Raw genomic sequence first — 18,242 nt, forward strand, 5'->3', positions numbered from 1 at the left:
CAGCGGGTACGCTCGACGTGGACGCCGAAGGAGCGGGCCGCGGTCTCGCCGAACGCGAACGCATGACCGTCCCCGGCGGACGGAGGGCCGGCTCGCGTACGGTGCCGGGTGCTCCGGACCGTGGCACGGCACTCGGCGCCGGCACCAGGCGTCGGCGGCCGGCGCCGGGTCCCGTGCCGCGCCGATTCCGGTGGCGGTCCCCGGTCAGATCACCAGCGGTGCCTCCGACCAGCGGCGGACCCGGTAGGGGGCCCACCAGAGGTGGTCGCCGAAGCGGAGCACCAGGGTCTCGGCCATGAGGTCGTCCAGGACCGCGGCCGGGACCGCGTCGACGGGGGCGCCGTCGGTGAGGGTCTCGACGGCCTCGTGGTACTCGGGCTCGTCGATGGTGAAGCGGCGCAGCTCGCCGTAGCGCCGGTCGCGGACCTGGATGAAGCCGGGGCCGTGCCGGTGGATGCACTTGCAGATGTAGTACGTGCCGCGCCAGGCGAGCGCCGTCGCGGCGGGGTCGGCGGGCCCGAGGACGGCGGTCGGCGGGTGGAGATGGCTGAAGTGGCGCCAGGCGTCGGGGTCCGGGCCGGTGTGGAGCTGCCAGTCGACCGAGACGGCCATGCTGGTCAGGGCGCCCACGAAGCTGAGCGCCCGGACCGTCCAGGCCGCGTCGGCGGGATCCGTCACGTCGACCGGGCGGGGAAGGGTGACGTGCCGGGCCCCGGCGGCGAAGAGCCGCCGGGCGGCCTCGCCGCCGGTCATGTCGATCTCGTAGCGGCCCAGGGACATGGCGGGCAGCGTGCCCACCTCGGGGTCGTAGTCCCGCGAGGCGGTCACGGTGAAGGGCGCGGTGCCGGTGAAGGGCGCGGTGCCGGTGAGTGCAGGGGTCATCGTCGTCTCTCCGTCGAACAGGCGGTCGGCCTCGGGCGGGCGGGCAGGCAGACAGGCAGGAGGCCCGTCGGGCAGGCGGCGCGTCGGGCGGGCGGCGCGTCAGGCGGGCGTCGTGGCGAGTTCGGCCTCGCGGGCCGCGGTGTGCCGCATGAAGTCGATCCGCAGGAACTCCTCGTTGCGCGCCGGCGGCGCTATCTGCACGAACTGCCCGCCGTCCTCGAAGACCACGCCGAGCTCCCGCCACCGCGCCAGCACCCGCCGCAGGCCGTCCTCGGAGGGGTCGCCGACGCCGTCCCCGTCGCTCAGGGTGGGATCCCCGGCCAGCTTGCGGGCGGCCGCCTTCACCGTGTGCGGCTGGTCGAGCAGCCGGAACAGGGCCAGTTCGAGCGGATCGGTCAGCTCCAGGTGCGTCCAGTCGAACGCCCGCCGCCTGCTGACCAGGACGATCCGGTCCTCCAGGTCGCAGTGGGTGAGCCGGCTGCCGGCGTAGTTCCGCCGCCAGTGCGCGATGGCCTCGTCGAGCCGGCGGACGACGTCCTCGCCGATTCCGCGCGGCGGCACGTCGAAGACGTACGCCAGGTCGAACATCTCGGTCTCGGGGAGGTCGTAGGTGAGCCGGTACGGCTCGGCGGGGCGCAGCCGGCTGAAGCCCAGCCCGGGGTCGTTGAAGTACGGGCTGAACCGCTCGATCGCGATCCGGGAGGACGGGCCCACCGGCGGGTTGAGGTGTTCAAGGGCGGCCAGCTGGTCCACCACGCCGGCGTAGTCCCCGGCGTCCTCGCCGGGGAAGCCGTGCAGGTAGTTCCAGGCCACCGAGAGGCCGACCGTGGCGGCGTCGCGGAGCATCCGGACGTTCTGTCCGCCGGTCACGCCCTTGTCCATCAGCTTCAGCACCCGGCTGTTCAGGCTCTCGATGCCCGGCTGGACGAAGATCAGGCCCGCGTCGGCGAGGGTCTGGAGCTGCCCCTGCCGCATGTTGGCCTTGATCTCGATGTGCATGCGCAGGTCGTAGCCGCTGTCGATGATGCGGGGCAGCACCGTGTTCACGTACCCCATGTCCAGGATGTTGTCGACGACGTACATGTCCAGGATCCGGTGCCTGCGGGCGAGTTCCGTGATCTCGTCGTAGAAGACGTCGGGGCTCTTGCTGCGGAACTCCATGAACGAGCCGTTCAGTCCGCAGAAGGTGCAGTGGTGCTTCTCGCCCCACCAGCAGCCCCGCGCGCCCTCGACGACCAGCTTGGGCTCCACCCAGTGCCGTGCCCGGGAGGAGGCGAGCCGCTCGAAGTACCCGGTGTAGTCCGGCGGCAGGATCGCGGCGGGCGGCAGCGGCTTGGTGCTCATGGCGTTGACCACGGAGGTGCCGTCGGCGGCGCGCCAGCACAGTCCGGGGACCTCCGAGAGCGGCTCGTCGCCGTCCAGCGCCCTCAGCAGGGCGGGGAAGGACACCTCGCCCTCGCCGCGCAGGACGTGGTCGACGAAGGGGAAGTTGCGGTGGACGGCCTCGCCCTGCTTCCCGTCGCAGTTGGCGCCGCCCATGGCCGTCACGATGTGCGGGGCGAGCCGCTTGACGTGCTTGGCCGCCGCCAGGGCGGCGGTGTTCTGCTGGAACGTGGAGGTGAAACCGACGACGTCCGGGGCGAGTTCGACGATCCGCTCGGCGATGTGCCGGACGAAATCGGCGGCGGTCGTGTGCAGCGCCCGCGTCATTTCCATGCGGTCGGCGTTCATTCGGTTGCTCATCGCCGCGGTGAATTCGGGGACCCGCCACTCGGGGTCGTCGTAAAGGGCGGAGGAGAACACCCAGTCGCCACAGCCCAGGAAATAGGATCCGAGCGCGTAGTAGGAGTAGTCCTCCAGGCTGAATTCCGTGTTCTCGGTGATCCAGTCCACGTACTCGATATTCGCGTGGAGGATGTCCGCCGTGCCGTTCGGCACACGCTCGTCGACACTGCGCTTGAGAATTCCGAGAGCCAGCGACGGCAGGTCGATCGGGGCCCAGGGCATGTTCACCAGGAGTACGCGCATGGCTCGCCTCTTCTCATGTGACCGGTCGGGTCGGATGGGGGGTGGAGGCCGGCCGCGCACAGGTGCGCGGCCGGCCCCTCGGTGCTACTCGCCCTCGTCCTCCATCTCCTCCATGGAGCGGAAGTAGACGACGACGCCGACGCCCGGCTTGCGGCTCTCCTCGTCGCCCTCGAGCGGGTCGCCGTGGATGATGTCCTTCTGCATGATGTTCACCTCCTCTCCCGTTGTGGGGACGGCTCGGCCCGCACGGGTGCCGGAGGCAGCCCGCGGCCGAGAAAACTGAGGGCCCGCCGGATCACGGCGAGGTGTTCGGCCCCGTCGTAGCCGTCGTGGCCCGAGTCCAGCCACATCAGCTCGTGGGCCACGCCGCCCGCGCGCAGCACGTCGAGGTACGCCTCGATCTGCTCCGGCGGGCACTTGGCGTCCCGCCGCGCGGCGACGACCAGCAGCGGGGAGCGGATGGCGGCCGCGTAGGAGGACGGGGAGGCATGGGCGTACGCCTCGGGCACCTGGTCCGGGGTGCCGCCGAACAGCGCGGTGTCCAGCGCCTGGAGGGCGGGCGTGGAGTGCCGGAAGGCGGTGACGCAGTCGGCGAGCGGTTTGACGGCCACCCCGACGTCCCACAGCTCCGGGTGGGTTCCCAGGGCGAGCAGGGTGAGGTAGCCGCCCCACGAGGTGCCGCACAGGCCGACGGCGCCCTCGCGGCCGACGCCCCGGTCCAGCAGCTCGGCCCGGACCCGTACCAGGTCGGCGACCTGGGTGTGGCCGACGCCCTCGGAGTAGGCGGAGCGCCAGCGCGGCCCGTAGCCGGTCGAGCCCCGGTAGTTGACCCGGGCCACCGCGTGACCCGAGCCGACGAGGGCCTGCACCATCGGGTCGTAGGCGTCGCGGTCGTGGTCGGCCGGGCCGCCGTGGACGAGGAAGACCAGCGGGTGCGGCGCCGGACGGTCGGCGGGCGTGGTGACGAAGGTGTGCACCGGGCCGTCGGGGCCGGGCGTCCACAGGTCCTCGCGCCGGCCGAAGCGGGGCGGCCGCCACGGGCTCTGCCCGGGCAGCGGCGTGCCCGACAGGGAGAGCGCGCGGGGGACGTGCACCGCGTCGGTCCAGATGAGATGCACGTCGCCGTCGGCGGCGGGGGACGCGTCCAGGACACTGCCCTCGGGGGTGGGCACCGGGGTCAGTTCGCCGCGGTCCAGGTCGGCGGTGAACAGCCGGCTGCGGCCGTGCCGGTCCTGCCGGAGCAGGACCCGCGTGCCCTCGGGCCCGGGGTACCAGCGGGCCGTGGTCTCGGTGTCGAACGAGCACCAGGGCAGCAGCTCCAGTCCGCGCCCGGGCGCCCAGGTGCCGAGGTGGTAGCGGCCGGCCCGCTCGCGCATGACGAGGAGCAGGACGCGGCCGGGCGACGGCGCGAACCCGAGCGCCCAGGTGCGCTCCCGTACGCCGGAGAGCACCGCGATGGTGCTCCCGTCCGGGGCCAGCAGCGTCACCGCGTGGGCGGAGTGCGCGGGCCCGGAGACCACGAGGAGGTCGCCGTCCGGCGCCAGGTCGCCCAGCGTGCCGGGGCCGGTGCGGTGCAGGACGGGGGTGGCGGCGCCGCCGCGCCGCCCCAGGTGGATGTGGAGTCCCCCGGCGTCGCGGATGCCGACGGCCACCGTTCCCCCGGCGCTCAGGGCCAGTCCGGCGGGCCGCCCGTACGGCACCCCGGTCAGCGCCGGGCGGTCCGGGCCGCCGTCGAAGTCCTGGGTGCGCCAGGCACCCCGGCCGTCGAGGTCCTCGTCGAACCACCACACGGCCTCGTCGGCGTCGATGGCGCACAGCAGGGTGCCGTGCGGGCGGTCGGTCAGCTGCCGGCCGGTGCCGCTGGAGCGGTCCCAGGCGAAGATCTCGCACCGGCCCTCGGCGTCCCCCGTGTAGACCATCCGGTCCGGGTCGCGGGGGCTGGTCACGGGCAGCACCGGGCGGTAGACGCCGTAGTTGCGCGGAGCGGTCTTGGGCGGTGTCGTCTTGGACTGGGCCGTTTTGGACGGGGTCGTCTCGGGCCGGGTCGGTGTCACGGCGCCTCCCGGACGACGAGCCCGGCGCGGACGGTGGCGTACAGCGCGAGGCCGGCGAACGCGCCCGCGCAGCCGAGGGCCACCGCGCGGCCGCCGTAGGAGGCCACCAGGACCCCCGCGGCGACGGGGGCGAGCACCGCGACGGCCTGTCCGGCGGTGCCCAGCACCGTCCCCATCCGGGCCAGCAGCCGGTCGGGGGTGACCAGCACCGCCCGGGTCTGCAGCACGACCACCACGGACGGCACGATCAGCGACACCCCGCTCAGCAGCAGCCCGTAGGCCCAGGTACGGGTGGCGAACGCGAGCCCGGCCGCCGTCGGCACCATGGCCCAGGAGGCACCCGTCACGATCCGCGCGGCCGGCACCCGCCGCACCAGCCAGGGGGCGGCGAGCGCGCCCAGCAGTCCTCCGACACCCGCCAGGGTGAGGATGAGCCCGATCGAGGAGGGGCTGGCGCCCTGGTCGTGGGAGGCGAACACGGCGTGGAAGTACAGGGCGCCGAGCAGGGCGTTGACGCCGGCGGTCCACACCACCACGAAGCGCAGGAACGGTTCGGTCCACACGAAGCGCAGCCCTTCGGCGAGGTCGCGGGTGAACGACGCGGGCGGGCCGTCCCGTTCAGGGGTCAGATCCGCGCGGATCGCCTTGCTGAGGGCCGCCACCAGCAGGAACGACACGGCGTCCGCGAGGAGCGGCACCCAGCGCGCGAGCTGGTACAGCGTGCCGCCCAGGGACGGTCCGACGATCTGTACGGCCTGGTCGCGGGCCTGGAGGTGGCCGATCGCCCGGGGGTACTCACCGGGCGGCACCAGCCGCCGGATGGTCCCGGAGGCCGCCGCCCCGTAGGTGGCGCTGGCGGCCTGCTCGATCACGGCCGCGACGAGGACGTGGGCGAGGACGACATGGCCGAGGGCCACGGCCGCGAACACCGACCCCATGGCACCGGCCGCGACCAGGGCCGCCGCGTACATCAGGGGCTTGCGGGGCCGGCGGTCGGCGTAGACGCCCGCGACCGGCGAGACCACCAGTCCGCTGACGAGGGCCGCCGAGGCGACGAGCCCGGCGAGTCCGGAGGAATATCCGGCGCCCAGCAGAATCAACGGGAGAAAGAGGGAGGAGGCGCAGGTGCCGAGACCGTCGATGGCTCCCGCGGCCCAGAAGAGCGAGAAATCCCGTCTTCGGAACGGGGAAAAGGAAGAGGATTTCGATAATTCAGGGCCGGAGGGTCTGCATCCCTCCTCGGTCTCGCCCATCAAATACCCAGTCGAGAGGGTATTGCTGACGCTGACGCACCCACAATGCCCCCCTGAAACAGGCAGACTTACGGCCGATGAGGATTGTGATCGTAGCGAAAAGGTACACCGGCCACAATATCCGGTTCGCATATGCTTTTTGATCAAGGAGCGAGCCGCCCCGGGGTGTTCGGAGCACCCGGGGCCGGTGGTGAACGTGCTGGTCGCAGCCCTTCGATGCCGGATGCGACCAGCACGGTCACGCCGAGGAGCACCGGTCCGCGTCGGCCGCCGGATGCCCGATCCGCCGGTTGAGCGGGGCGCCGGGCGTCCTAGGTGTACGACAGGCCGTAGCCCACCGGGTAGAGCACCTTCGCCGGGTCGGCCGCGCTCTGGACGGGCACGGGGAGCCGGCCGCGCGGGTCGGCCCGGCCCGCCAGCACCCGTACGGCCGCCTGGAGTTCGACGTCCGTCCAGGAGTAGGAGGCGAGCGTCGCGCGCTGCCCGCGGGTGTGTGCCACGTCGTACGGGTTGCGGATGGCGATCGTCACGACCGGCACCCCGGTCGCCACCAGCCGGTCCAGCAGGGTGCGTTGGGAGCTGGTGGCCGTCAGGTTGTACGTGCCGACGACGACCAGGTCCTGCCCGGCCGCGGCGGCCACCGCCGCGTCGATCTGCGCCGCCGTCGGAGCCGTACCGGTGGACAACGCCCTGGCGGAGAAGCCGAGTTCGCCGAGCGCGCCGGCCAGGGTGGCGGTCGGCGGTCCGGTGGTGCCGGACGGCGAGGCCGGGTCGGCGCCGACGACGAGCACCTTGGGGTGGCTGCGCCGGCTGACCGGCAGGAAGCCGCCCTCGTTGACGAGCAGGGTCGTGGTCCGCTCGGCGATCCGGTCGGCGTGCGCGAGATGCGCGGCCGTGCCCACGGTCCGGTCGACGCCCGCGTGGCTGACGTACGGGTCCTTGAACAGGCCCAGCTTGGCCTTGAGGCGCAGGATCCGCAGGATCGATTCGTCAAGGCGGGCCTCGGTCAGCTCGCCGTTCTTCACGGCGGAGAGCACCGCGTTCCAGGAGACGGACAGGTCCGGAGGATTGAGCAGTTGGTCCACGCCCGCCTGGATCGCGAGCACCGCCACCCGCGCGTCGCCGTACTTCGTCCGTACGCCCTCCATGCCGAGCGCGTCGGTGACGACCACACCGTCGTAGCCGAGCTGCTCGCGGAGGATTCCGGTGAGGATCGGGCGGGAGAGGGTCGCCGGATCCTCGCTCGGGTCGAGGGCGGGCACGACGATGTGCGCCGTCATGATCGAGTCGATGCCGGCGGCGATCGCGGCCCGGAACGGCGGCGCGTCCAGCGCGCCCCACTGCTCCCGGGTGTGGGTGATGGTCGGCAGGCCGTAGTGGCTGTCGGTGGCGGTGTCCCCGTGGCCCGGGAAGTGCTTCGCGGTCGCCGCGACGCCGCCCTGCTGATAGCCCTTGACCTGGGCGGACACCATCGCGGACACGGCGTCGGGCTCGGACCCGAAGGAGCGGACGCCGATGACCGGGTTGGCCGGGTTGACGTTGACGTCGGCGTCCGGGGCGTAGTTCTGCCGGATGCCGAGCGCGGCCAGTTCGGCGCCCGCGATCTGCGCCGCCTTGCGGGCGTCGGCGTGCGAGCCGCCCGCGCCGAGCGCCATCGCGCCGGGCATGAGGGTGGCGGGCTTGCCGACGCGGCAGACGATGCCGTGCTCCTGGTCGGTGGCGATCAGCACCGGCAGGGGAGTGGCCTTGGCGAGGCCGGCCCGCTGGATGCCGTTGGACAGGTCGGCGATCTGGTGTGGGTCGCGGGTGTTGTGCGCCCACACGAAGTAGATGATGCCGCCGACGTGGTAGCGCTCGACGAGTTCGGCGGCGGTGCGGACGCCGATCTCCTTGACGTTGGCGTCGATGTCGGCCTGGTCGGGCGTGGTGGCCGAATGGCCGTAGACCCGCATGACGAACAGCTGGCCGACCTTCTCCTCCAGCGACATGCGGGAGATGAGGGTCCTCAGCAAGCGGTCGGTGGGGGCGGCGGCGGTGGGGGTGTCGGCGAAGGCGGCCGGGGCGGTCACACCCGTGACGGCCGCGGCCGCCGCGGCGGCGGACGCCGTGAGGAGGGTGCGTCTGGAGGGGGATGGGGCGCGGTGCTGCACTCGTGCTCCTTCCATGAAAGAAACTTCCAAGGTGCACGGATAGCCGGAAAGTAACTGCCAGGTCAAGGATCCGCACAAGAATGATCCGGATCCGAAGAAGAATGATCCTTCCGGCGGTGAGCGGCCGGAGAGCCGCGCGGCAGAGTCATGGCAGAGCCGCGGCAGAGTCCGGCGGCAGCGGTACGGAGGAGGCGCGGCGTGGCCCGTGCGCCGCGGGCGCGCGGAGGCGATTCTTCGACGTGCCTCACTCGGGCGGCAGGTCGGAGGAGTGGGCCTCCGCGACCTCCGGCCACAGCTCCCGGAGCGTGCGCACCGTCTCCGTGATCGCCGGCCGGCGGGCCGCGCCCGTCCGCCACAGCGCCCGCAGCCACCGCGTGGGGACCGGGTCGAGCCGCAGCGGTATCACCTCCGGCGGCAGCGCCCCGCGCCCGAGCCGCGGCACGAGCGCGATCCCGAGTCCGGCCGCGACCAGGGCGACCTGGGTGTGGTTCTCCTCGGCCTGGTGGGCGACGAGCGGCTCGTATCCGGTCGCCCGCAGCGTCCGGATCAGCCAGTCGTGGCACACCGTGCCCGGCGGCTGGGTGATCCACCGCTCCTCCGCCAGCTCCTCCCGGCGTACGGCGTCCCGCCCCGCGAGCCGGTGGCCGCGCGGGACGAGGATGTCGCACCGGTCCGGCCCGATCACCGCCTGCTCCACCTCCGGCGGCACCGGCAGCGGCGCGATGTCCCAGTCGTGCGCCACGGCCAGATCCAGCACGCCCCGCGCCACCAGGTCCACCGACAGATGCGGGTCCACCTCCGACAGGCGGGCGTCCAACGCCGGGTGCCGGGCGGCCAGTTCCGCGAGCACCCGGGGCATCAGGCCGCGCGCGCCACTCGCGAAGCAGCCGATCCGCAGCCGCCCGGCCGGCAGCCCGCGCCGCTCCTCCAGGCGTACCTCCGCCTCCTCGACCAGCGCGAGCAACCGCTCGGCGGTGTCGGCGAGTTGACGCGCCTCGTCGGTCAGCCGGACGCCCCGGCCCTCGCGTTCCAGGAGGGTCGTGCGGGTCTCCCGTTCCAGCTTGGCGATCTGCTGCGAGACCGCCGACGGGGTGTAGCCGAGCGCGGTGGCGGCGGCGCCGACCGTCCCGTGCACGGCCACGGCGTGCAGCGCTCGAAGTCGTCCCAGATCCAGCACCGTACGCCCCTCTTCCTCTCGGTCACGATGTAGCGATGCTTCATCCAACCATGAAGGAATCCGTGCTGGTGCTACACGGTCACGCCGGGTGATCCTCTCCGTATGCGCCCCGCCCATATCGCTCTCGCCGCCCTGGTCACCGCCGTCTGGGGAGTCAATTTCGTCGTCATCGAGGTCGGCCTCGCCCACTTCCCGCCGCTGCTCTTCTCCGCCCTCCGCTTCCTCGTCGCGGCCCTGCCCGCCGTCTTCTTCGTCGGCCGCCCCAAGGTCGCCTGGAAGTGGATCGTGGGCGTCGGACTCGCCCTCGGCGTCGCCAAGTTCGGGCTGCTCTTCACCGGCATGGACCTGGGCGCCCCGGCAGGCCTGTCCTCCCTGGTCCTCCAGGTCCAGGCGGTCTTCACCGCCCTGTTCGCCTTCGTCGCCCTCGGCGAGCGCCCCGGCCGGATCAAGCTGATCGGCATGGGCGTCGCCCTGGCCGGCATCACCGTCGCCGCCGTCGACGAGGCCTCCGCCACCGGCGGCGCGTCGGGCGCCCTCACCGGCTTCGTCCTCGTCATCGCCGCCGCCGTGTGCTGGGGCGTCTCCAACGTCCTCACCCGCAAGGCCGCCCCGCCGGACTCGCTCAACTTCATGGTGTGGGTCAGCACCGTGCCCGTCCTGCCGCTGCTCGGCCTCTCGCTGCTGCTCGAAGGACCGGAGCGGGACCTCGACGCGCTGCGGGCGCTCGACTGGACCGGAGCCGGCGTCATCGTCTATGTCGCCTGGATCACCACCGTCTTCGGCTTCGGCGCCTGGGGCTGGCTGCTGCGCCGCCACCCGGCCTCGTCCGTGGCGCCGTTCTCGCTCCTCGTCCCGGTCTTCGGCATGTCCTCGGCCGCGCTGTTCCTGGGCGAGTCGATCAGCCCGCTGCGCTGGTGCGCGGCGGCCCTGCTCGTCGGCGGCGTGGCCCTGACCTCCGTGCGGCGCACGGCGGTCGAGCGGCGAGGGGAGGTCCGGGACGTCCAGGAGGAGCGGGAAGCTAGGGTGCTGGTTCCGACGTCGAACGGGGAACCCACCGCATGACCCAGCCGCCCCAGCCGTACCCACCGCAGCAGCCCTATCCGCCCCAACAGCCTTACCCACCACAGGCGTTCGGGCCCCCGCAGATGCAGCCGCAGCCGCAGCCCCAGCCCCAGCCGCCGCAGGGTCAGCCGTACGGGCAGCAGCCCTTCCCGCCGCACGCGGGTGCCCCGCACGGCGCCCCGCCCCTGTGGTGCGAGGCGTGCGGCGCGCAGCCCGCGACCCGGGTGACCGTCCGCGGGCACCAGGGCATGCTCATCGTGATGCGCACGCTCACCCGGCGGGCCATCCTCTGCCGGACGTGCGGCCTCGCCGTCTACCGGCAGATGACCTCCGCGACGCTGGTGGCCGGCTGGTGGGGCCCGTTCTCGCTCTTCATCACGCCCTTCATCGTGCTCACCAACGTCCTGGCCCCCCGCGTCGCCCTGAAGCGGCTGCCCGAGCCGTACGGCGCCCAGCGCCCGCCCCTCGACCCCGGCCGGCGCGTCCTGCACCGCTGGCCCGCCATGGTGATCCTCGCGCCCATGGCCCTGGTCGTGGCCGGGCTCGCGACGCTCATCCTGATCGGCATGTTCACGGACAACGACAAGCCGGACGACGGGAGTTACGGAGCGGGCGGCGGCGCCGGCACCGTCGCGGCGCACGGGCTGTCGGAAGGCGACTGCGTCCGCAACGAGGCCCAGTGGCCCGACCAGGACCTGCTGAAGGTGGACTGCGCCTCGCCGCGCGCCGAGTACCGGGTCGCCGCCGAGCCGTCCTGCGGCCCGTCCGACTACCTCCTCCGGGCGGAATATCTGAGCCCCGGCGCCGGGAAACCCGGATACTGCGTGCAGCCCCTCTGATCCGTACGGCGCTGAAAGGCCCCGCATGACCTTCTCCTTCGCCGGCATCGCCGTCGACACCCCCGAGCCCGCGCCCGGCGTGGTGCTCCTGACCGGTATCCCGGGCAGCGGCAAGACCACGGTGGGGGCGGCCCTCGCGGCGCGGTTCGACCGCTCCGCGCGCATCGAGGTGGACGCACTCCAGGAGATGATCGTCCGGGGCGGCCGGTGGCCCGGCCCGGACGGCGACGACCCGGAGGCCGACCGGCAGATCCTGCTGCGGGCCCGCAACGCCTGCCTGCTGGCGGGCAGTTACGTCGGTGCCGGCTTCGTCCCGGTCGTCGACGACGTGGTGGTCCGCCGCTCGCACCTCGACTTCTACCGGGAACACGCCCCGGCGGCGGCCCCGTTCCACCTGGTCGTCCTGGCCCCGGGCCCGGTGCGGGCCTGGGAACGCAACAACGCCCGCAGTAAGCGGCTCACCACCGACTGGTCCTTTCTCGACGAGGCGATGCGCGCCGAACTGTCCGGGGAGGGCGTCTGGATCGACAACGCGGACCAGACGGTCGAGGAGACCGTGACGGCGGTCCTGGCCGCGACCGGCCTGGCCTGAGGTCCCGGCCCGATCCGTTCCCACCGGCTTGGAGGAGAAGGAACCCATGCGGCACTCCGACGGCATCGTCACGCATCCGGTCGGCCATGTCGTCGGCGGCCGGACCGAGGTCCGCGACGACGCGTGGGCCGGCGTCACCGCCGTCATCCGGCTCGACGCCGAGCGCTTCGGCCCCGAGGCCCTGGCCGGCCTCGACGCCTTCTCGCATCTCGAAGTCGTCTACCACTTCGACCGGGTGCCCGAGGACCGGGTGGAGACCGGCGCCCGCCATCCGCGCGGCAACACCGACTGGCCGCTCGTCGGCATCTTCGCCCAGCGCGGGAAGAACCGCCCGAACCGGCTCGGCGTCTCCCGTTGCCGCCTGCTCCGCGTCACCGGCCTCGACGTCCATGTCCAGGGCCTGGACGCGGTCGACGGCACCCCCGTCCTCGATCTCAAGCCGTACATGGCCGAGTTCGGCCCCCAGGGCGAGACCGCCCAGCCCGCGTGGGCCACCGAGATCATGAGCCGCTACTACTAGAGCGGGTCTCTCGGGCGGCGGCCACGGGTGGGGCGGGGGCCGAGCGTGGCTACCGAAGCGGCGAGCAGTCGCAGGAGAGCGGGTCCCCGGGCCGGTCGGCTCCGGTGCGCGCGAGGGGGTTTCGCCGGGCGTCGTAGACTCCTGGCGTGGCATTCATGAGCACCCCGCACTGCTGCTTCCTCTGATCGGAAGACATCGAGGGCGACGCCGGACGGCATCGCCCTCCTCGGTGTGCCTGCCGCGCGAATCACCTCTCTGACACCGCCCGTCGCTTCCCGGGGCGGTGATGTCCTGTGCGCGCGTCCAGGCACGGTCTCTTCCCTTCGGCCTTGCCAGGAGTGCCTCGTGCCCGTGTCGTTCCCCCCTGCCCTCGGACTGTTCCTCGATCTGCTGCGCTGCCCGGCGTGCCGGACCCGCCGTCTGCGCCCCGACCGCGGCGCGCTGCGCTGTCCGGCGGGCCACACCTTCGACCTCGCCCGCCACGGCTACGCCGGCCTCCTGACGGGCGCCCGCGCCACCAGCGGCGACGACGCCGCCATGGTCCAGGCCCGGGAGCGCTTCCTGGCCACCGGCGGTTACGCGCCGATCCTTCGGGCCGTGGCCCGTCCGGCGGCCGACGCCGTGCCCGAGCGGGGCACGGTCGTGGACGTCGGGTGCGGCACGGGCTACTACCTGGCCGGCGTGCTCGACCGGCTGCCCGGCGCTCGCGGTCTGGGCCTGGACACGTCGGCACGCGCGCTGCGCGCGGCGGCCCGGGCTCACGAGCGGGCCGCGGCGGCGACCTGGGACGTCTTCCGCCCCTTCCCGCTGGCCGACGGGGTCGCCGACGTGGTGCTGGACGTGTTCGCCCCGCGCAATCCCGCCGAGTTCCGCCGGATACTCCGTCCCGCCGGCCGGCTGATCGTGGTCCGCCCCACCGAACGCCACCTGGCCGAACTGCGCGGCCGTGTCCCCGCGATGGTCTCCGTCGACCCCGCCAAGGAACAGCGGCTGCACCGGGCGCTGGACCCCTGCTTCGCCGCCACGGTCACCGAACAGGTGGAGTACGCACTGGAGTTGGCCGGGCCGGAGGTGCTGGACCTGGTGGGGATGACGCCGAGCGCACGCCATGTGAACCCTGCGGACCTGAGCGAGGAGGCCCTCCTGCCCGGCCGGGTCACCGTCTCCGTACGGGTCACGTCCTACCGGCCCCGGTGACCGCGCGCGGGCGGTCGCGGTTGCCCGCCCCAGGTGGTCGAGGTCCCCTCACCCCCGGGGCGGCGCCGTCGTCCCTCGTACCACCAGCTCCGCCGGGATCGCCGCGAGGCCGCCCGGCGGGGCCGGTTCCGCGCCCAGCGCGAGCCGCCCGGCCCGCGCGCCCGCCTCGTACAGCGGCAGCCGCACGGTGGTCAGCGCGGGCACCACGTCCACCGAGAACGGCAGGTCGTCGAAGCCCGCCACCGAGACGTCGCCCGGGATGTCGAGGCCCCGCTCGCGCAGCGCCGCGCAGACGCCGAGCGCGACGGTGTCGTTGGCCGCGACGATGGCCGTCAAGTCCGGTTCGGAGGCCAGGAGTTCGAGGGTGGCGCGGTACCCGGAGGCGCGGTCGTACGGACCGTGTGCCGTGGGCCCCTCGGCGATCCCGGCGGCGCGCAGGGCCGCGCGGTGGCCTTCGAGGCGGTGCCGGGTCGTCGTCCGGTCGGCCGGCCCCGCGACGTAACCGATCCGCCGGTGTCCGAGCGCGAGCAGATGCCCGGTGAGCCGGCGCGCCCCGGCCCGGTTGTCGAAGGCGAGCGTGGCGAACGAGGGGCCGCCGGCGTCCGGCTCCGCGGCGTCCCCCAGCGGGGGCCGCCCGCACAGCACCACCCGGGTCCCGGCCTCGGCGAGCCGCGTCAGCTTGGCGGTCACCGCCGCCTGGTGCGCGTCGTCCTCCAGGGAGCCGCCGGTGAGGATCACGGCGGCGGCGCGCTGGCGCTGGAGCAGGGTGAGGTAGGTCAGTTCGCGCTCGGGGGAGCCGCCGGTGTTGCAGACCACGGCCAGTTTCCCGGAACCGGCCCCGGCGCCCCCCGAGCCCGTGCCCCCGGCCCGCCCTGCCGCGTCCTCGCCCAGGGCGCTCTGCGCGGCCCCCGCCATGATCCCGAAGAACGGGTCGGCGATGTCGTTGACCAGGATGCCGACCAGGTCGGAGGTGGCGGCGGCGAGCGAGCTGGCCGGGCCGTTGGGGACGTAGTCCAGCTCGTCGACCGCGCGCAGCACGCGCTCGCGGGTGGCGGCGGCGACCGGGTAGTTGCCGTTGAGCACGCGGGAGACGGTCGCGGGGGAGACCCCCGCGCGGGCGGCCACCTCCGCCAGGGTGACGGTCATCGCGTACGAACCTCCGGGCCCTTGTCGACGGTGATGTCGGCAGGCTAGCGTCATGCCGGACAGAAAGCGCTTTCTATCGGTCGTGGACCGAGCGCGCCGCCAGCCGGGGAGAGGAACCACCGTGACTCGCAGGACCGTCCGCATCGCCATGAACGGCGTCACCGGGCGCATGGGCTACCGCCAGCACCTCGTCCGCTCGATCCTCGCGCTGCGCGAGCAGGGCGGTCTCGACCTCGGCAACGGCGAGGTCCTGTGGCCCGAGCCGGTGCTCGTCGGCCGCCGCGAGCACGCCCTGCGCGCGCTCGCCGAGCGCCACGGGCTCACCGAGTGGTCGACCGACCTCGACGCCGTCCTTGCCGACGACACGATCGACGTCTACTTCGACGCGCAGGTGACCTCCGCCCGCGTCGACGCGCTCACCAAGGCCATCGCGGCGGGCAAGCACGTCTACACCGAGAAGCCCACCGCCGCCGACCTGGCCGGCGCCCTCGAACTCGCCCGGCTCGCCGAGGCCAAGGGGATCCGGCACGGCGTCGTCCAGGACAAGCTCTTCCTGCCGGGTCTGCGCAAGCTGAAGCGGCTCATCGACGGCGGCTTCTTCGGCGAGATCCTCTCCGTGCGCGGAGAGTTCGGCTACTGGGTCTTCGAGGGCGACTGGCAGGAGGCCCAGCGCCCCAGCTGGAACTACCGCTCCGAGGACGGCGGCGGCATCGTCGTCGACATGTTCCCGCACTGGGAGTACGTGCTCCACGAACTCTTCGGCCGGGTCACCTCCGTCACCGCCCAGGTCGCCACCCACATCCCGCGCCGCTGGGACGAGCGGGGCGAGGCGTACGAGGCGACCGCCGACGACGCCGCGTACGGCATCTTCCAGCTGGAGGGCGGCGCCATCGCCCAGATCAACTCTTCCTGGGCGGTCCGCGTCAACCGCGACGAACTCGTCGAGTTCCAGGTCGACGGCACCCACGGCTCGGCCGTCGCCGGACTGCGCGGCTGCCGCGTCCAGCACCGCTCCGCCACGCCCAAGCCGGTCTGGAACCCGGACATCCCGCTCGGCGCCGGGGAATCCTTCCGCGACCAGTGGCAGGAGGTGCCGGACAACGCCGAGTTCGACAACGGCTTCAAGGCGCAGTGGGAACTCTTCCTGCGCCACGTCTACCTCGGAGAGCCGTACCACTGGGACCTGCTCGCGGGCGCCCGCGGCGTGCAGCTCGCCGAACTCGGCCTGCGCTCCGCCGCCGAGGGCCGCCGTCTCGACGTCCCCGAGGTGACCCTGTGACCCTCTTCCTTCCGCAGCGGGACGGCGCCGGCCTCCGGGCGTACGAGCCGCGCGCCGAACCCCGCGGGCCGGCCGGGACCGGCCCGCTGACCTCCCGTACCGTCTTCTCCGCCGCGCACGTCGTCGCCGACCCGTGCGCCGACGTCACCCCGGACGGGCCCGCCGCCCTCGACTGGGACGCCACCCTCGCCTTCCGCCACCACCTGTGGTCGCACGGGCTCGGCGTCTCCGAGGCGATGGACACCGCGCAGCGCGGCATGGGCCTGGACTGGGCGGGGGCGGCCGAGCTGATCCGCCGCTCCGGCGCCGAGGCCAAGGCCGTCGGCGGCCGCATCGCCTGCGGCGTCGGCACCGACCAGCTCGGCCCCGACGCGCCCGCCGACCTCGCGGCGATCCGCCGGGCGTACGAGGAACAGCTCGCCGTCGTCGAGGAGTCCGGTGCCCAGGCCATCCTCATGGCCTCGCGCGCCCTGGCCGCCGCCGCGTCCGGCCCCGAGGACCACCTGGAGGTCTACGGCCATCTGCTGCGGCAGGCCGCCGAGCCGGTGATCCTGCACTGGCTGGGCCCGATGTTCGACCCGGCCCTCGACGGTTACTGGGGCTCGGCCGACCTCGACGCCGCCACCGAGACCTTCCTGGAGGTCATCGCCGCCCACCCGGACAAGGTCGACGGCATCAAGATCTCCCTGCTGGACGCCCGCCGCGAGGTCGAACTGCGCCGCCGGCTCCCCGCCGGGGTGCGCTGCTACACCGGCGACGACTTCCACTACCCCGAGCTGATCGCGGGCGACGAGCAGGGCTTCAGCCACGCGCTGCTCGGCATCTTCGACCCGCTCGGCCCGCTGGCGGCGCAGGCGGTCCGCGTCCTCGACACCGGAGGCACCCAGGGCATCGAGGGCTTCCGCACACTCCTCGACCCGACCGTCGCGCTCTCCCGTCATCTCTTCGAATCCCCGACCCGCTTCTACAAGACGGGCGTCGTCTTCCTCGCCTGGCTCGCCGGCCACCAGGACCACTTCGCGATGGTCGGCGGCCTGCAGTCCGCGCGCTCGCTGCCGCACCTCGCCCACGCGTACCGACTCGCCGACGGACTCGGCCTGTTCCCCGATCCGTCGCTCGCCGAGGCCCGGATGCGGTCCCTGCTCACGGTGTACGGAGTGCCGCAGTGAACCTCGACCGCTTCAGCATCAACCAGATGACCGTCAAGCAGCTCCCGCTGCCCGCCCTGGCCGCCCACTGCATCCGGCTCGGCATCCCGGGCATCGGGCTGTGGCGCGAACCGGTCCAGGAGTACGGCGTCGAGGCCGCCGCCCGGCTCGTCCGGGACGCCGGGCTCGCCGTCACCACCCTGTGCCGGGGCGGATTCTTCACCGGCGACGCGTGGCTGGAGAGCAACCGCGAAGCCATCGACGAGTGCGTGGTCCTCGGCACCGACACCCTCGTCCTGGTCTCCGGCGGACTCCCGGCCGGCAGCCGTGACCTGTCCGCCGCCCGGGCCCGGATCGCCGACGCGATCGGGGAGCTCGCCCCGTACGCGGCCCAGCGCGGTGTCCGGCTCGCCATCGAGCCGCTGCACCCGATGTTCGCCTCCGACCGCTGCGCCGTGTCCACCCTGGACCAGGCGCTGGCGATCGCCGAGGAGTTCCCGGCCGACCAGGTCGGCGTGGTCGTCGACACGTACCACCTGTGGTGGGACGACCGGGCCCCCGCCGCCGTCGCCCGGGCGGGCGCGGCGGGCCGGATCCACTCCTTCCAGCTCGCCGACTGGACCACCCCTCTGCCGGCCGGCGTGCTCAACGGGCGCGGCCAGCTGGGCACCGGCGCGATCGACCTGGCGGCGTGGTGCGCGCGGGTCGCCGAGGCGGGCTACACCGGCCCGGTCGAGGTCGAACTCTTCAATGACGAGCTGTGGGAGCGGGACGGCGTGGAGGTTCTGGAAGAGACGCTCGGAGCCTTCCTGGCGGTCTGACCGCCTTTTCAAGACCGTCGCGGTCGGCGAAGCCGCGTACGCCTCGATCCTCGTCGCCGAGGAGGTCCTGGACGTGATGCAGCGCGACTGGATG

General features: G+C 73.4%; 15 protein-coding genes and 1 pseudogene. 9 read left to right on the forward strand and 7 right to left on the reverse strand.

All coding sequences use genetic code 11. The annotated features are described in order from the left end of the window. Nucleotides 1–204: 204 nt before the first annotated feature. The 6 genes from ABZ693_RS34540 to ABZ693_RS34565 all read right to left on the reverse strand — a co-directional run bounded on the left by ABZ693_RS34540 (nucleotide 205) and on the right by ABZ693_RS34565 (nucleotide 9,544). A complete protein-coding gene (locus ABZ693_RS34540; RefSeq protein ID WP_359885443.1) occupies nucleotides 205–882 on the reverse strand; it encodes a DUF5825 family protein in 678 nt (225 codons plus the stop codon). A gap of 99 nt (nucleotides 883–981) precedes the next feature. Further along, nucleotides 982–2,910 carry a RiPP maturation radical SAM C-methyltransferase gene (locus ABZ693_RS34545; protein WP_359885444.1) on the reverse strand — a complete coding sequence of 643 codons (1,929 nt, stop codon included), beginning with the start codon at nucleotides 2,908–2,910 and terminating at the stop codon, nucleotides 982–984. A 209-nt stretch (nucleotides 2,911–3,119) separates the two neighbouring features. Next, entirely contained in the window at nucleotides 3,120–4,964 is a 1,845-nt protein-coding gene (locus ABZ693_RS34550; RefSeq protein ID WP_359885445.1) for a S9 family peptidase, read from the reverse strand. Then, entirely contained in the window at nucleotides 4,961–6,217 is a 1,257-nt protein-coding gene (locus tag ABZ693_RS34555; RefSeq protein WP_359885446.1) for an MFS transporter, read from the reverse strand. The genes ABZ693_RS34550 and ABZ693_RS34555 overlap by 4 nt, the downstream gene beginning before the upstream one ends. 311 nt (nucleotides 6,218–6,528) lie before the next feature. Beyond that, nucleotides 6,529–8,382, reverse strand: a complete 1,854-nt coding sequence (locus ABZ693_RS34560) for a glycoside hydrolase family 3 protein (protein WP_435842635.1) — start codon at nucleotides 8,380–8,382, stop codon at nucleotides 6,529–6,531. A 229-nt stretch (nucleotides 8,383–8,611) separates the two neighbouring features. Continuing rightward, nucleotides 8,612–9,544 carry a LysR family transcriptional regulator gene (locus ABZ693_RS34565; protein ID WP_359885448.1) on the reverse strand — a complete coding sequence of 311 codons (933 nt, stop codon included), beginning with the start codon at nucleotides 9,542–9,544 and terminating at the stop codon, nucleotides 8,612–8,614. A gap of 102 nt (nucleotides 9,545–9,646) precedes the next feature. Between ABZ693_RS34565 and ABZ693_RS34570 the strand changes: the two genes are divergently transcribed. The 5 genes from ABZ693_RS34570 to ABZ693_RS34590 all read left to right on the forward strand — a co-directional run bounded on the left by ABZ693_RS34570 (nucleotide 9,647) and on the right by ABZ693_RS34590 (nucleotide 13,754). Continuing rightward, complete coding sequence (locus tag ABZ693_RS34570) at nucleotides 9,647–10,606, forward strand: EamA family transporter (protein ID WP_359885449.1); 960 nt, start codon at nucleotides 9,647–9,649, stop codon at nucleotides 10,604–10,606. After that, entirely contained in the window at nucleotides 10,603–11,445 is an 843-nt protein-coding gene (locus ABZ693_RS34575; RefSeq protein WP_359885450.1) for an LppU/SCO3897 family protein, read from the forward strand. The genes ABZ693_RS34570 and ABZ693_RS34575 overlap by 4 nt, the downstream gene beginning before the upstream one ends. Nucleotides 11,446–11,470: 25 nt before the next feature. Beyond that, nucleotides 11,471–12,037, forward strand: coding sequence for an AAA family ATPase (locus ABZ693_RS34580; protein WP_359885451.1), 567 nt, complete (start codon nucleotides 11,471–11,473; stop codon nucleotides 12,035–12,037). Nucleotides 12,038–12,083: 46 nt separating this feature from the next. Then, nucleotides 12,084–12,557: an SAM-dependent methyltransferase gene (locus ABZ693_RS34585; protein ID WP_359885452.1), complete on the forward strand. Its 474-nt coding sequence runs from the start codon at nucleotides 12,084–12,086 to the stop codon at nucleotides 12,555–12,557. 345 nt (nucleotides 12,558–12,902) lie between these two features. Then, nucleotides 12,903–13,754 carry a methyltransferase domain-containing protein gene (locus ABZ693_RS34590; protein ID WP_359885453.1) on the forward strand — a complete coding sequence of 284 codons (852 nt, stop codon included), beginning with the start codon at nucleotides 12,903–12,905 and terminating at the stop codon, nucleotides 13,752–13,754. 48 nt (nucleotides 13,755–13,802) lie between these two features. On the opposite strand, the gene ABZ693_RS34595 is transcribed toward ABZ693_RS34590, so the two are convergent. After that, nucleotides 13,803–14,900, reverse strand: coding sequence for a LacI family DNA-binding transcriptional regulator (locus ABZ693_RS34595; protein WP_359885454.1), 1,098 nt, complete (start codon nucleotides 14,898–14,900; stop codon nucleotides 13,803–13,805). A gap of 121 nt (nucleotides 14,901–15,021) precedes the next feature. Between ABZ693_RS34595 and ABZ693_RS34600 the strand changes: the two genes are divergently transcribed. The 4 genes and pseudogenes from ABZ693_RS34600 to ABZ693_RS34615 all read left to right on the forward strand — a co-directional run. Then, entirely contained in the window at nucleotides 15,022–16,179 is a 1,158-nt protein-coding gene (locus ABZ693_RS34600) for a Gfo/Idh/MocA family protein (protein ID WP_359885455.1), read from the forward strand. Next, nucleotides 16,176–17,348 (forward strand): dihydrodipicolinate synthase family protein, encoded by a 1,173-nt coding sequence (locus tag ABZ693_RS34605; RefSeq protein ID WP_359885456.1) that lies wholly within the window; start codon nucleotides 16,176–16,178, stop codon nucleotides 17,346–17,348. Before ABZ693_RS34600 ends, ABZ693_RS34605 begins: the two co-directional genes overlap by 4 nt. A 26-nt stretch (nucleotides 17,349–17,374) precedes the next feature. Continuing rightward, entirely contained in the window at nucleotides 17,375–18,148 is a 774-nt protein-coding gene (locus tag ABZ693_RS34610) for a sugar phosphate isomerase/epimerase family protein (RefSeq protein ID WP_359885457.1), read from the forward strand. A gap of 1 nt (nucleotide 18,149) precedes the next feature. Continuing rightward, nucleotides 18,150–18,242: pseudogene (locus ABZ693_RS34615) on the forward strand (diiron oxygenase); the annotation flags it as partial.

This window comes from Streptomyces laurentii, assembly GCF_040635425.1.
Taxonomy (GTDB): Bacteria; Actinomycetota; Actinomycetes; order Streptomycetales; family Streptomycetaceae; genus Streptomyces; species Streptomyces laurentii.